This window comes from Psychrobacter coccoides (assembly GCF_017498085.1).
GTDB lineage: Bacteria > Pseudomonadota > Gammaproteobacteria > Pseudomonadales > Moraxellaceae > Psychrobacter > Psychrobacter coccoides.
In genome coordinates this window covers 62989-77417 of record NZ_JAGBKM010000001.1, presented here as the reverse complement: position 1 = coordinate 77417, position 14429 = coordinate 62989, and the positions used below count along the sequence as shown (strand labels likewise).

Annotated in this window: 11 protein-coding genes; 6 read left to right on the top strand and 5 right to left on the bottom strand. The window is 44.9% G+C overall.

Annotation, left to right across the window (positions count from 1 at the left end):
* Window positions 1-83 precede the first annotated feature (83 nt).
* Complete coding sequence (locus J3492_RS00455) at window positions 84-1046, top strand: hypothetical protein (protein ID WP_207988608.1); 963 nt, start codon at window positions 84-86, stop codon at window positions 1044-1046.
* A 97-nt stretch (window positions 1047-1143) separates the two neighbouring features.
* On the opposite strand, the gene J3492_RS00450 is transcribed toward J3492_RS00455, so the two are convergent.
* From J3492_RS00450 to glpK, 4 genes are all read right to left on the bottom strand, one after another.
* Window positions 1144-1848, bottom strand: coding sequence for a TetR/AcrR family transcriptional regulator (locus tag J3492_RS00450; RefSeq protein ID WP_207988606.1), 705 nt, complete (start codon window positions 1846-1848; stop codon window positions 1144-1146).
* Window positions 1849-2325: 477 nt separating this feature from the next.
* Window positions 2326-3354: an endonuclease/exonuclease/phosphatase family protein gene (locus J3492_RS00445; RefSeq protein WP_207988603.1), complete on the bottom strand. Its 1029-nt coding sequence runs from the start codon at window positions 3352-3354 to the stop codon at window positions 2326-2328.
* Between the two features lie 171 nt (window positions 3355-3525).
* On the bottom strand, window positions 3526-4041 hold the full coding sequence (locus J3492_RS00440) for a hypothetical protein (protein ID WP_207988601.1): 516 nt from the start codon (window positions 4039-4041) through the stop codon (window positions 3526-3528).
* A 223-nt stretch (window positions 4042-4264) separates the two neighbouring features.
* A complete protein-coding gene (gene glpK, locus J3492_RS00435) occupies window positions 4265-5860 on the bottom strand; it encodes a glycerol kinase GlpK (RefSeq protein ID WP_207988599.1) in 1596 nt (531 codons plus the stop codon).
* A gap of 417 nt (window positions 5861-6277) precedes the next feature.
* On the opposite strand from glpK, the gene J3492_RS00430 reads away from it, so the two are divergent.
* The 5 genes from J3492_RS00430 to J3492_RS00410 all read left to right on the top strand — a co-directional run bounded on the left by J3492_RS00430 (window position 6278) and on the right by J3492_RS00410 (window position 12594).
* On the top strand, window positions 6278-7936 hold the full coding sequence (locus J3492_RS00430; RefSeq protein ID WP_207988597.1) for a TolC family protein: 1659 nt from the start codon (window positions 6278-6280) through the stop codon (window positions 7934-7936).
* Window positions 7937-8045: 109 nt separating this feature from the next.
* A complete protein-coding gene (locus J3492_RS00425; RefSeq protein ID WP_207988596.1) occupies window positions 8046-8912 on the top strand; it encodes a YihY/virulence factor BrkB family protein in 867 nt (288 codons plus the stop codon).
* A gap of 47 nt (window positions 8913-8959) precedes the next feature.
* Complete coding sequence (locus J3492_RS00420; protein WP_207988594.1) at window positions 8960-10108, top strand: HlyD family secretion protein; 1149 nt, start codon at window positions 8960-8962, stop codon at window positions 10106-10108.
* A 3-nt stretch (window positions 10109-10111) separates the two neighbouring features.
* Window positions 10112-11422: an ABC transporter permease gene (locus J3492_RS00415; RefSeq protein ID WP_207988592.1), complete on the top strand. Its 1311-nt coding sequence runs from the start codon at window positions 10112-10114 to the stop codon at window positions 11420-11422.
* On the top strand, window positions 11422-12594 hold the full coding sequence (locus tag J3492_RS00410; protein WP_207988590.1) for an ABC transporter permease: 1173 nt from the start codon (window positions 11422-11424) through the stop codon (window positions 12592-12594). The genes J3492_RS00415 and J3492_RS00410 overlap by 1 nt, the downstream gene beginning before the upstream one ends.
* Window positions 12595-12706: 112 nt before the next feature.
* Here J3492_RS00410 and sthA read toward each other — a convergent pair whose 3' ends face one another.
* A complete protein-coding gene (sthA, locus tag J3492_RS00405; protein ID WP_243453007.1) occupies window positions 12707-14362 on the bottom strand; it encodes a Si-specific NAD(P)(+) transhydrogenase in 1656 nt (551 codons plus the stop codon).
* Window positions 14363-14429 lie beyond the last annotated feature (67 nt).

Below are 14429 nucleotides of genomic sequence, written 5' to 3'. Positions count from 1 at the left end.
ACAGTATGCTCTCAAGCGTTTAGCCATTAGCAACCTTATGAGATTAAGCCACCTGGTTTTAGCAATACCACTAAGTAGGATGTATGTTCAAACTAACCGCAGCATTTAAAAAAACAAATAATCAACTGCCTACTCTCCGTACAGGTACAGCGCTAGGAGCAGCATTACTGCTGTGTGCCATGGCACCATCTGCGCTTGCAGACAATCACCCTCAAGACATTGTGACCAATAACACAGTTTTCGATGGTACGGTTGTTAGTACGCATTTGAGCGCTGCTAGCGATAGCGCTCCCCGTTTCGCAAATTTGGCCAACTACTGTACCGATAATAATAGAGCGCAAACGACACAGCCCAAGTATCAAAGTGCACAACGACAATCGATTGACTGCATGTTTATAGCATTAAGGCACTATCAGCGACAAGCACTAACGCCGCATCAGCAGTATTTTGCTTACAAAGCACAGGCGTGGTTAAATTACGCCTATCATCAAGACAGTATAAACAGCACATCTGCTGCTGGCAGTTATGCCTTACAGACAGGTCATACCATCTTGCAAGCCCTATTAAATAATGACCTTGCACAACTAGAGTGGAGCCCTGATATTCCTACATTTTCAGCTTTGATGCGTCCTGATCTGTGGGCGACACTCAATGCTCTAAAAGATAGCGGTGGTGTAGAGACAGCACCACGTGAAATCGCCTTTAGTGAAATTGCTTTGGTTTGGGCAGCCAGCAAGCAGTGTGAGCGAAGTTGGATAGAATCAGGCAGCCACTTTCGTATGGCCGATCGCTGGCTTGAGCAAGCCCGTGAAGCATACGTCAATGCTCATGACTCACAGACCAATGTAGATCTAGAAAACAAAATCAATCGTTATTACCAAGCCTATGTGCCATTAGATCCAAGCGATGATGTCTGTCGTGGTCAAACCTTTCCTGTCATGCCTGTCACAAATAAAAGCTCAGCCAATTCTACTCGTATCAGTGATAAGCCTGCAACCACGATTGCCCTACCTATGCCAAGTGCGACTTATCATATTGACGACTAGCATCAGGTTAGGATAATTGATGACAATAAAAAAATCTGGCCCATTTGAGCCAGATTTTTTATGTACCGCATAAAGAGTAGATGTGTATCAACATTGACTACTGTTTACGTGGTAAATTCTCAGGTAAGTAGCAACGCAAATAAGCAATCGCAGCAATGGTGGCTTCTTGTAGATAGCTGTCTGTGATTTTTTCATGGCGACGATAAGATAAAGTAAAGATGCCATTAATAATACTATAAGTCACCATCAGCATGTCTTTGACATCACCAAAGCTTGGCAGCTCATAACGCTGGGTTAAGCGCTCATAAACCAGCTCAACGATTTGATGATCGATATCTTCACCAAAACTATCCCCTTCAAAATCTGGCGTATTGGTATCGTAGATTAACTTCGCCTTAGTGCTGTCTTCATAAAAGATATTCACACTACGCTCTAACAGAGCTGTCAAATAACCTTGCCATCTATCATAGTCTTCTGTTTCTACCGTAGTCAGTATCTCAAAGATCTCAATGGCATTCAAAAAACGCAAGGCTAAAAATATCGCCTCAATATTAGGAAAGAAATGATAAGCAGAAGCTCGTGGGATTCCTGCTTCTTCACAGACATCAGCCAGACTGATCTCATTGATTGCTTTTGTCTCACTGAGCTTTTTGGCACCCATCAATAGTTTTTGACGACGGGCACGGCCTTGCTGACTGGTAAACTTAAACTTATTAGGCACCAGTTTTTTTGCTAATTCTGAATCGACAAGTATGTCTTCGATTTTATCATCAAAAACCTTATCGCTTGTTTGCTCACTCATTATAAACCTCTCGATGTTATACCCTAATTTGATAACGACTTGTCGTGTGTTCGCTTGTCATGCCTGATCTCTGTAGGTCAATTCATAGGCTATTAATGGCATAGCACTGGACGCAACTGACCTCTGTGTTATCGATTATGACAAATCATACCAAAATCACAACAACGAATATAGATTGCAGATATTTAATAAAAACGCGCACACTACAAGTAAAGGGCTTGTATGGATAAAATAGCAATGTATTAATCAAAGTACCTATTTATTATCAGTGTATCAATAAATAAGAGCATTAAATGTGGTCAATGATTAGGGCGTGTCCTCATTTTGAAAATTATGATAAAAATGAGATAAATTGAAGTCAAACAAGGAAAATAACGCAGATAATATCGGGATACTAGCCAGTTATTTGACGCCGTTTGGCAAAATTTAGCCATTTTTAGTCCATTTAGATGCAATCGTTCAGATTGAGGACACGCCCTAATCGTAAATCTTTATTTTCGCTCGTATAATACCATGGTCAGTGGCTCTATCGATATAGTCCCACTTCAAGTGATCATTAAAATAATCCACTCGCTCGACGGCACCAAGCGCAAACTTACTGTCAGGTAAGAACTCTTCTGAAACAAATAGCTGATCAATCACCTCTGGCATGCCTTGATAGATATGAGTATAAGCCATGTCTTTCATCCAACCATACCGAGACTGGATTCTAGCAGCATCAAACAAAGCGACATCACGCATGCTTTTATCATAATTCACCTCACCTGTCTCTGTCATTAACTGTGTGGTCACACTGTCTGTCACATCATTCATATCACCCAGTAAAATGAGTGGCTCGCGCGTATGGTGCAAACGTTCGATAATAGATATACGTATAGACGCCGCTTCCGCAGCACGCATACACAAACTGCGCAATTTGGCACGCACACGCACGTTTGGATCATCAATATCCTCTAACAACTGACCATTGTCATCACGTAGGTGATAAGCTCGTTTGCTTTTCAGATGAGCGGTAATGATCGTAATCGGCTGACCAAAAGCGTTAACACGCAATAATAATGGCGGGCGATTAAAATGCTCATAAAGCCCTACATCCGGTACATCGATGATGGCTTTTGGCTTGATGTCTTCTAAAATGGTGGTTTCTATCTGCTCAAAACGACTGATAATACCAACAGCTGGTGTGTTTTTGGCACCCTGACCTTGGGTATATGAGTTGGCACTATCGTTGCTGGCTAGTGGTGCGACCACATGCTCTGGTTTAAACCCTAATGACAGCGCTAAAGCTTCTAGGGCGTCACTGTCCCATACCTCCTGTACTGCTATGATATCAGCATGTGCTTTGGCAAGTAGCTCAGTCAGGCCACTAAGCTTGCGCTGATAGGTCTTTTGATCATAAGCAGGCGCATTGTCATAATAGATTCTATCAGGATTGGCAAAGTTCAGTAGATTGGCAGTGGCAATATAAAATTGTTTTTTACCATCAGCAATAGCGTATTGGCTCATAATATCCCTATTTTTTATCTCTGATTGTTATGTATAGGCTGGTACTTTTTATCTCACTCATTTATAAAAAAAGCCCCTAGATTGTGTTCTAGGAGCTTTAACATATCATATATCTTAAGGGCTTTGGCTCAAAAGACTACGATAATCAATGACAAGGTGACTCATAAACAATCACTTACTTACTCGGTTCCATGCATCACGTGATGCTAGGCGGGCTTCATCCCATACCAGACGAGAGTCTCCTTTTACCTCTTCCCATGAGCGCTTCAGATCTGCTTCATGATCTTCAAAACGAGCATCGACTGGATAGTGTGCACGGTTGGCATACCCTACTGCATAGGCTGGGTGCATATCACGATCAAACTCATAGCCTTCTTTGTAGTAAGGCGCTTTTGCGTATTCTGCACGCCAGTAAGCCTCTTCATGAGTGGGGTTGATGGCTTCACCTGCTGCATGGCCGGCACCGCCACCAACGATAGCACCGACAGCGCCACCGATAAGCGTACCTAACGGCCCTGCCATAGTGCCTATGGCTGCACCTGCTGCTGCGCCGCCAACTCCACCGACACCTGTCCCTACTGGATGTGAGCCAGGCTCACCCGTGATCATATCTGCGTTCAGATCATCTTTTGTCTCATCAGACATGTTTTTTACTTCTTTACGATCAATATGGTCATGGTTACTCATGTTTTATCCTTAAACGTTTTATTATGAATTTATTCTAATAGTGCAAGTGTTTGCTTGCAGGTCTCTGCAACCATTTAAGTATAAAAACGATAGGCCCTTTGTTGATAGATAAGTAATGTAAGAGATGTCAAAGTCACGATGGGCTTACGTTACAGCATGTATATTTATAACGCAGATCATTGACTAGGTTAATGACTATGTAAGTTGCTGGCTTATAAAGCATTTAGATAGCCATCAAGGCTCTACTCACTGCATTTTGCCATTTTGCCAGATGCTCGGCACGCCACTCAGCTGACATGCTAGGCTCAAAGATACGGTCTACCTGCCATGACGCCTGCATCGTACCTGCGTCATACAAGCCACTTTTGACACCTGCCAGCAACGCTGCGCCTTTGGCAGTGATTTCAGTATCTTGCGGGCGCAGTACTGGTACGCCCAGCAAGTCTGCCTGAAACTGCATAAGTAAATCATTATTGGCAGCGCCACCATCGACCCGTAGCTCAGTGAGTGGATGTGGACTGTCTTTTTGCATGGCGATAAGCACGTCATAAGTTTGGAAGGCAATCGCCTCAAGCGCTGCACGAGCAATATGGGCTTTGGTGGTGCCACGACTTATTCCGCTGATACTGGCTTCTATATCAGAGCGCCAGTAAGGTGCGCCAAGACCAGTAAAAGCTGGGAGCAATACGACATTCTCGCTACTGTCTACTTGCCGAGCCAACTCTTCGACATCGCAGCTTTGTTTGATCATGCCTAAATTGTCACGTAACCACTGCACGATAGCTCCCGCCATAAACACGCTGCCTTCTAGCGCATAAGTCACCTCACGGCTAAAAAAAGAAGTGGGCGCTTGTATGATGCGTTTACCAGATTGTACGATATCACTAATGGACAGCTCATCCACACGGCTCATCGGCGCACGGCGCTGCCAAGCAATGGTGGTAAGAAGCTGATGCTCACTAAGCTTTGGCGTTTGACCGATGTTCATCAACATAAAACAACCTGTACCATAGGTGTTTTTTGCCATGCCAGGATCGAGACAGCCTTGACCAAAGAGCGCTGCTTGTTGATCGCCCAAAACCGCATGAATGGGGATTTGTTTGGCAAACAAGCCTCTTTTGGTTTTGCCAAAATCGCCATCTGATGGCAGTACATTGGGCAGTATCGCCAGCGGAATATCAAAACGAGCACACAGCGACTCTGACCATGCCAGCTTATGAATATCATATAATAAGGTGCGAGAAGCGTTAGTCACGTCTATAACATGCTCACCGCCAGTCAACTGATAAATCAACCAACTATCGATGGTGCCTACTGCTATCTGTCCGCCTTGATGACTTTTTGCTCGTGCTTTCAGTTTAGGATAATGCTCAAGCAGCCAAGCAATTTTACTGGCACTAAAATAAGGATCTAGCCTTAAGCCTGTTATTTGTCGTACGCTTTGTGCGACATCTGTATCTGCTGTCGCCTCATTGGCTAGCTTTTGGCAGTAGCTTGCTGTACGACGATCTTGCCAAATAATCGCTGGTGCCAGTGGCTTGCCTGTTTGTTTGTCCCATATCACGATAGACTCACGCTGATTGGTGATGGCGATACTGGTGACATCGGTAGCGAGCAATCCTGCTTGGTTAATCACATCGTGAGCACAACTGATTTGGGTTTGCCAAATCTGGCGAGCGTCTTGCTCTAAATACCCAGCCTTTGGTGTTTTGAGCGTGGTGGGCTGCTGAGCAATTTCAATAGGACGTGCTAGGTCGTCGTATAAAATCGCCCGACTCGATGTCGTTCCTTGATCCAGCGCCAATATATATCCTGCCATGCCCTACCTCTCTATATGCTCTATGACTTGTTTTGCCCCACTTATCTAATGGGGGGTAAGCTCACTTTATAATAGTCTACAACAGTTCGTACACCGTTTATAATACAGTGTGTTTATCTGTTTTTATGAAGCATAAGCAATGATAACTGCAAAATAACAGGGCCATGGCTTCAAACGCAACACCTACTTTTGATAAAGTGGTGACCATACAGTGAATGACAAGACCATAATGAGCCTTGACCAGTCATGATTGTGACACTACAGTGTAGGGCCTTAATAATCACGGCCAAATAATAAATCTTAAAAGCCACTGACTTTAACAGTATTTCCCTTTAAAACAAGGTATATTCAAAAACGCTATCCTCAAACCTCTTGCATGATAATATTTCGTTCTCTGATTAATGGTACAAGCCTCTTATGAAATTTGCTATCTTATCTCTGTCTGGTGCTATCACAGCTCTTATGTTACTAGGAGCAGCAAGCCATACGGTCGCAAGTACTCACATGGTACCAACTGATACCACACAGATCATAGAAGTCGGTTCTGATACTGGTGCGACACAACATAAGGGCGCGGATACCAAGGCAGTCATTCACACTAGTAGGTTGGACACAGACTTAAAGCAGCAAAACAACAATCCGACGCTAAATACTGTGATTGACCCTATCACGCACAAAAGCATTGCCCATAGCTACCCTATAGACGTTTCTAGTCATCTGAGTCTTGAGCAAGCGCAAGATATTTTATTACAAGTCTCACCCAAGCTTGCTGCCAATCAAGCGGCCATCGCCGCCAGTGAGTATCAAACCGATGCTCTGCAAACAGTAGACGACCCTTTTGTCTTTGCAAGAATGTCAGCGAGTACTTACACCATTCAAGAAGATATTGACTTGTCATCGCTAAGAAACGAAATCATCAGTGGTGTCAATGAGGTAGGCGATAACATCGACGATGCGCTGGAGTCGTACCAGCTACCAAATCTTCCCGACTTCGGTGAGCGTATTCCGAACTCTCATGAGTTTAAACGTTCAGGTTCAACGTCAGGCGCAGGGCTGGGTTTTGCTTGGCCGATTTATACCGCTGGGCGGACGCAGGCATTGACAGAGGCCTCAGACGCTCGTACCCAAGAAGCGGTGGCAGACAGCATCTTGGATAAAAACGAGCTGTACAACACTTTGATTGAGCGTTATTTTAAGGCACAACTGGCGATTATTGCCGCCTACCTACGTGAAGATGCTTATGATACGTTGCAGCAGACTGACCATATGGCACAGCGGTTATTCGAAGAAGGTTTTATCTCACATGTCGATCGGCTTGAAGCCCAGTCGGCACTTGCTGATGCCAAGAGCGAATCTATAAAAGCCAACAATGATGCCCGTCTGGCGATGATTGCGCTACAGCGTCTGCTACGCACAGAATACCGGATCAAGCCAACCACGCCATTATTTGTTTCAAGCAAACCATTACCAGATATAGAATACTTCCAAAACTTAGCACTCAATCATCACCCTGGCCTAAAAAAAGTAGCAGCGAAGCGGGCACAAGCTGAGCGGTTGCATGCGCTATCAGATACTGGCTATAAGCCTACTGTTATGCTTTATGGCTATGGGCAAGCTGAAAAAGACCCCAGCTGGATCGCTGGTGTCTCTGCTAGCTGGAAGTTATGGGGCGGCTTGGATAAGTCTGCATCTTTAGCTTCTAGTACCGCTAAGATTCGTCAGGCTGATCTTTCGGAGATTGAGCTCAGTGACAATCTTCTGCTGTTGGTCGAAAAAAACTGGAACGATGTCAACAATGCTCAATCACGCTATCAAGCACTACAAAGCAATGTGGATTTGGCATCAGAGGTACTGCGTTTACGTCAATTGGGCCTACAAGAAGGGGTGAATACAGCCATTGAAGTGGTACAAGCGCAAACCCAGGCGCTCAAAGCTCGTACCGAGCAAGCACAAGCGGCTCACGATTACGTTCAGGCACTTGCCGCATTGATGCAAAGCGCAGGCACACCACTTGCCTTTAATACGTATCTAAATACAGCTGATATCAGACTACCGACGCTATACACTAAGCCATGATTGCTACTAAGCATAAATAACAATGTTCAAAGTATAAAAAGCTAAAATGCTAGACATTAAAGGCTAAGAGCAATGCTGGCGCTATTACTAACCCTTGGTGAATGATTCTATGATGACAGACTTAACTTCTAAGATACCCAGTTGGCTACAACCTATCATCAACACTTGGCGTATAGCAAACACCTCTCATGTTTGGGCGCATTGTGCCAGCGTCGGATTTTTTGGTTTTTTATCCATTTTTCCAGTAATGGCTGTGTTTGTGCTAATCTATGGTCTGCTATTCTCGCCTATGGAGATGCAAGAGCAGATTGCGCTTTTGCGACCTTTTATCCCAGACTCTGTCTATGATGTTCTCAATAACCGCTTAACCGAACTGGTATCCAATACCACATCACGCTTAAGCTTTAGTTTATTACTCTCCAGTGCGTTGGCGCTTTATGCAGGTTCAAAAGGCATTAAATACCTAATTATCTTGATTAATTTGGCTTTTCATATCAATCAAGAGCGCGGCTTTATTCAAAAGACCATACGAGCGCTGAGCCTAACGCTCGGTGCTGTCTTAGTCGTAATCATAGCCATCTCCTCTATTGCCATCGTTCCTTTAGCAGCAGCCTACTTCCCTTTCCCGCAGATCGCAAAAACGGTTGCACTTTGGAGCAGATGGCCAATACTGGCAGGCATCATTTTTTTAAGCTTTCTAAGCTTGTATCGTTTTGCACCAAACGCCGATGCGATTGCACTTAAAAAACTCATGCCAGGTGCAGCGCTTGCCACCGTGCTTTGGATTTTATTGTCCGTACTATTTTCGATTTATGTACAAAACTTTAATAACTACAGTGCTGAGTTTGGCGCCCTGTCAGCAGCTGTTGTCATTATGCTTTGGCTGTATTATTCAGCGTTTATTGTCGCTTTTGGGGCCATGTATAACTTTGAGGCCATAGAGGATGCTAAGCCTTATGTCATCGAAGTATATTAAATGTTTTTACCGCACTTTTGAGTATATTATTTAGGAATACCATTGCCATGACTGAACCTCATAATGAGCTGGGTGAATCAAACACTGCTAATGAACCTATGGCAGGCGCAAAAGCTGAGCCTACTGCTCCTGATTATCAGCACTCACGCTCAAAGAGTAACGCCACTACAGACAAAGCGACAATGAAAAAAGCCATTATTGCTTTAGTTATTTTTATCGTGCTTGGGGTTATTATTTATGGCTTATACAAAAGCGCTCAGCAGCCACAAAGCCTCACTCTGCAAGGGCAGATGCAAATGCAGCAAACCTCCATTGCAGCTAAAGTTCCTGGACGTCTGGCACAGATACTTGTCACTGAGGGGGATCGAGTCGAGGTCGGTCAGCAGCTCATTGAGATGGACTCACCTGAGATTAATGCCAAAATAAATCAAGCCCAAGCTGGCAAGCAAGCGGCTCAAAGTCAGTTAGATAAGGCTGAGAGTGGCGCACGTCCACAAGAGATTGCCCAAGCAAAAGCCGCTTGGCAAGCCAATAAAGCCGCTTCAGATTTGGCCAAAAGTACGTACGAGCGTATTGATCGTCTGTATAAAGAAGGTCTGATGTCACGACAAAAACGTGATGAAGCCTATACACAGTATCTCGCCAATAGCGACAAGACCGAAGCGGCACGCTTACAATATGATCTGGCAACCGAAGGCGCACGCAGCGAAGACATTGCGGCTGCTCGCGCGCAAGTGGCACAAGTTGATGCAAAGCTTGAAGAAGCACGGGTCGCTCAAAAAGAAGCCAACCTAAAAAGCCCGATTTCAGGCATCGTTGATGATGTGATTGTCAACGCTGGTGAAGTCATTGGTCAAGGCGTGCCAATACTGACGTTAGTCAATCCAGATGATCAGTGGGTGGTACTTAATGTTACCGAAAATCATTTAGGTCAGTTCGCTATTGGTCAGCAGTTTACAGGCACTATCCCAGCACTGTCCTCTACAGAAGCGCCGTTTACGAAAGATTTTACCGTTTACGCCACCTCAACCCTGTCGGACTTTGCCACTTGGCGTCCGACCAATAATGACGATGGGTTTGATGTGCGTACCTTTGAGATCAAAGCCAGACCTATAGACCCTGATGATCGTATTCGCTCGGGTATGAGTGTCTTGGTACAGATAGACCCTACTCTCACTACTTCGGCTGCAGAGTAAGCCATGCGCTTGTTACATGCTTTTTTGCGCAGTGCCGCCTACGAGCGACGGTTTTTGGCCAAAAACCAATGGGATTTGGCGATGGTACTGTGGATACCATTGGCGACGATACTGCTCGTTTGGTGGATATTCTCTCAAACCCAGATTCGTGAATTACCGATTGGTGTCGTGGATCAAGACAACAGCCCAGTGGCCAATACGTTGGTTCGCTATTTAGATGCCAGTCCTGAGCTACAGGTTCATCGCCTATACCACTCGCCAGCTGAGGTCGAGGCGGCGATATTGCAGCGTGACGTATATGCCGTGGTGGTTATTCCTGAAGACTTTGCCCGTCATATTTCATCAAGCACCCCTGCTCCTGTGACTTTGCAGGTAAATGCGCAATATGGTACACACTCAGGCATTATCCAGACCAGTGTACAAGCTGTGGTGGCCACGCTATCGGCAGGTGTGGAGATACAGCGCTTAGTTAAGCAAGGCACAGCGCCCTCACAGGCCATGATCAACCAATCCCCTATCAGCATTCAGCGTACTAGCTTATTTAACACCATCAATAACTATCAGCAGTTTTTGGCATCGACAGTGATTCCGGCGCTGCTACATATCTTAGCGATGGTGATTGGGGCGACCACCATCGGTCGTGAGCTGCGTGACAAGCAGCTGGGGCGTTGGTCACATTTTATTGATACGGGTACGCCCGATATGAGTACAACCCCGTCTAATGGTGATAATCCATCTCTGACAACGGCGCCAAACATACAAAACCACAGTTCTGCTGTGCCAGCAAAAAAGCGCTTAAATCAGCACTCATCATCCAGTTTATCAATACTATTTGCAGGACTATTGGGGAAATACTTCTGGCCGATACTGGCTTATAGTATCTGGCCTGCGGTGGCATTGTGGCTGGCAGCACCGCAGCAAGGAGCAGCGTTGGGTTCTATATTGATGACTTATCTCAGTCTGGTCCTGCTGATGATCTTGTCATTTTGGTTGGGCGCTGTTTTTACTCTGACTTCGTTTTCATTGCGTATGGGCTTGTCTGCTACGGGATTCATCTCTGTGCCCTCTTATGCTTTTGCTGGTGTGACTTATCCTTATATCGCCATTACTGATAGTGCCAAATATTGGGCAGACGCCCTGCCTTTGACGCACTATTTAAAACTGCATATCGCACAGCTACAAATGCAAGCGCCGACTATGGTATCCATGCCAATTGTTTATGGCCTGTTATTGGCAACCATCATAGCGATGCTTTTCATGACGCTATTGCTAAAACGTGCCTTAGCACATCCTGAGCGCTGGGGGGCCCGCTAATGTCAACCTCAACCACTAATACCCCGCAAAACCCAGTGCCACAGTCGTTTTTGGCAAACTTTATCCAAACCATCAAAGATGTGTTTACCGATAAAGGCGTACTGCTGATGTTGATTATAGCGCCTATTATCTATGGGTTTTTTTATCCATGGCCTTATTCATCTGAGGTCGTCAATCATGTGCCCGTCGGAATTGTCGATTATGATAACAGCGATTTATCACGCACTATTGTGCGCTATAGTAGTGCCAGCCCACAGCTTGATACCCGACGCTTTTTAAATGAACAAGCCGCCAAAGAAGCCATTTGGTCAGATCAAATCGCAGGCTATATGATTATTCCAAGTGGTCTTGAGCAGCAAGTGCTGTCAGGAAAGGCAGCCAGCGTCAGTGTGCTTGGTAATGGTGGCTACTTTTTATTAAATAAAAACGTGCAGATGGGGTTTTTGCAGGCGGTCAGCACCGTATCAGCAGGCGTAAAAGTCAAAAAGCGTGTCGCTCAGGGCGCTTATGCGCCCACTGCTGCGCAAAATACGCAAGCCGTGCCACTGCAGATGGTGACGTTATACAATCAGACAGAAGGCTACGGGGCGTATGTGGTACCCGCTGTTTCTATTATCATTTTACAGCAGACACTGTTGATCGCTGCAGCGATGCTGATTGGTACTTGGTATGAGCAGCGCCGACATATGACCAGTATCCGTGGCTGGCTAGGACGTATTGCTGCACTCGGCACACTCAGTTTTATGGTTGGCTGCTTTTATTATGGTTGGACTTTTGAGCTGCATCACTATCCACGGGGCCAAAACATGCTTGGTAGCTTCTTGTTTCTTACTGTGTTTTGTCCCACAGTTGCTACTTTAGGCTGCGTCTTTGGGCTATGGTTTCGCCAGCGTGAGCGCAGTATGCAAATACTTATCTTTAGCTCATTGCCGATGTTTTTTGTCAGTGGTTATCCTTGGCCAGCCAATCAGTTGCCCGATATATTGCAAGTATTACGCTGGTTGATACCTACCACCCCTAGCATCAATACTTCCGTACAGCTCAATCAGATGGGTGCTAGTGTCGCACAAGTCGCTACGGGATTTTATGCCTTACTGGGCTTATGGCTATTTTATTTTTGCTTATTATTGATTATGCGTCGACGCACACAATCAAAACAGCCAATTTTATAAAAGATACACGTTAACTTAAAAGATACAGCGTCTGTTGAACCATTGTAAAATTAGGTCAAAAAAAGCGCCTGTTAGAGGTTTAACAGGCGCTTTTATTATGGCATATTAAAATTTAGAACACCCGGTTGAGACCATTTAGGGCCGCTACCCGATAGGCTTCTGCCATGGTCGGATAATTGAAGGTGGTATTTACAAAATACTCAAGCGTGTTGTTGCTCTGACACTTCATTACCGCCTGCCCAATATGAATAATCTCTGAGGCATGGTTACCATAACAATGAATACCTAGAATCTCAAGCGTCTCACGGTGGAACAAGATTTTGAGTACGCCGGAGCGCTCGCCGATAATCTGCGCGCGTGCCAAGTGCTTAAAGAACGCCTGACCCACTTCATAAGGTACTTTTTCATCAGTCAGCTCTTGCTCAGTTTTGCCAATACTTGAGATCTCAGGGATGGTATAAATGCCAGTCGGTACACTTGATACTGGCTCAGCATCTCTATCACCAACCATGTAAGCCGCAGCACAGCGACCTTGGTCATACGCTGCTGATGCCAAAGACGGCCAACCTATCACATCACCTGCAGCATAAATATTGTCTACATCGGTACGATAGTTGTCATTGACCTTAAGCTGACCACGACTGTTGGCCTTTAGACCAATAGCGTCTAAGTTTAGACCCTCTGTATTACCTGAGCGTCCATTTGACCAAAGAATCGCATCGGACTTGATTTTTTTACCACTCTTTAGATGTAAGACAACATAGTCATCATGGGTTTCTAGATGATCAATCTCTTCGTTATTGCGAATCAATACGCCAAACTGTCTAAAGTCATGGGCTAAGGCGTCACTAATCTCAGCATCAAGGTAACTTAATAACTTATCGTGGTTGTTAATCAAATCCACTTTATAGCCCAAGCCAGTAAAGATAGAGGCGTATTCACAACCAATCACCCCTGCACCATAAATGATGATTTTTTTGACGATATAATCCATTTGTAGGATTTTATCCGAATCAAACACACGGGGATGGTCAAAGTCCAAAATATCAGGACGATAAGGACGGCTACCAACTGTGATAATGGCTTTGTTAAAAGTGATCGTTTCAAAGATATTTTCTTCAGTCTCGACACGCAAGGTATTTTTATCTACAAAATGCGCCCACCCTTGAATCACATCGATGCGATTGCGCTCATAAAACCGAGTGTGGGTACTCACTTGGTTACGTATGACTCGGCGCGCATTGGCCAATACCTTGTTTAGCGGCACTTGCTCGTATTCAAGCGCCTTGGTAAACATAGGGTCACGGCGAAAGTTAATTAAATTAAATACAGACTGGCGCAGCGCCTTACTCGGTATCGTACCAACGTGAGTAGAGTTGCCACCGATTTGGTCACGAGGGTCAATCACGGCTATTTTCTTACCAGACTTAGCCAGTTTCATCGCTGCAGCTTCACCAGAAGGCCCAGCACCCAACACAACAGCATCGTACTCAAAGCTATGTGGATCGCTTTTAATACGCTGTAGATCCTTGGTAAACTCTGATTTGATCTCGATACGAGTATCGTCTAGCGGGCTGACCAAATTGGGATGGTGCAAGACATCCTCTGTGACTTGCTCATGTGTTTGCTCAATTTGTTGTTGCTTACTTTGAGCCTCTGTTTGCTCTAGTGTGGTCGCAGGCGCACGACCACTGTCTTTATTTGATACCTCGGTATTAATGTCTTTACCAGTATCATTGGTAGCGTCATCTTTACGTTTGCTTCCCATGCTATCCTCTTTATATAAGTGTATTTATTCGTTTATTTACTGGGGTCTTTTGCATTTTTTATGCATA

Excerpts from the sequence above, each read along its gene's own strand:
- J3492_RS00455 (WP_207988608.1), top strand. The coding sequence starts at position 84 with ATGTTCAAACTAACCGCAGCATTTAAAAAAACAAATAATCAACTGCCT.
- J3492_RS00450 (WP_207988606.1), bottom strand. The coding sequence starts at position 1,848 with ATGAGTGAGCAAACAAGCGATAAGGTTTTTGATGATAAAATCGAAGAC.
- J3492_RS00445 (WP_207988603.1), bottom strand. The coding sequence starts at position 3,354 with ATGAGCCAATACGCTATTGCTGATGGTAAAAAACAATTTTATATTGCC.
- J3492_RS00440 (WP_207988601.1), bottom strand. The coding sequence starts at position 4,041 with ATGAGTAACCATGACCATATTGATCGTAAAGAAGTAAAAAACATGTCT.
- glpK (WP_207988599.1), bottom strand. The coding sequence starts at position 5,860 with ATGGCAGGATATATATTGGCGCTGGATCAAGGAACGACATCGAGTCGG.
- J3492_RS00430 (WP_207988597.1), top strand. The coding sequence starts at position 6,278 with ATGAAATTTGCTATCTTATCTCTGTCTGGTGCTATCACAGCTCTTATG.
- J3492_RS00425 (WP_207988596.1), top strand. The coding sequence starts at position 8,046 with ATGATGACAGACTTAACTTCTAAGATACCCAGTTGGCTACAACCTATC.
- J3492_RS00420 (WP_207988594.1), top strand. The coding sequence starts at position 8,960 with ATGACTGAACCTCATAATGAGCTGGGTGAATCAAACACTGCTAATGAA.
- J3492_RS00415 (WP_207988592.1), top strand. The coding sequence starts at position 10,112 with ATGCGCTTGTTACATGCTTTTTTGCGCAGTGCCGCCTACGAGCGACGG.
- J3492_RS00410 (WP_207988590.1), top strand. The coding sequence starts at position 11,422 with ATGTCAACCTCAACCACTAATACCCCGCAAAACCCAGTGCCACAGTCG.
- sthA (WP_243453007.1), bottom strand. The coding sequence starts at position 14,362 with ATGGGAAGCAAACGTAAAGATGACGCTACCAATGATACTGGTAAAGAC.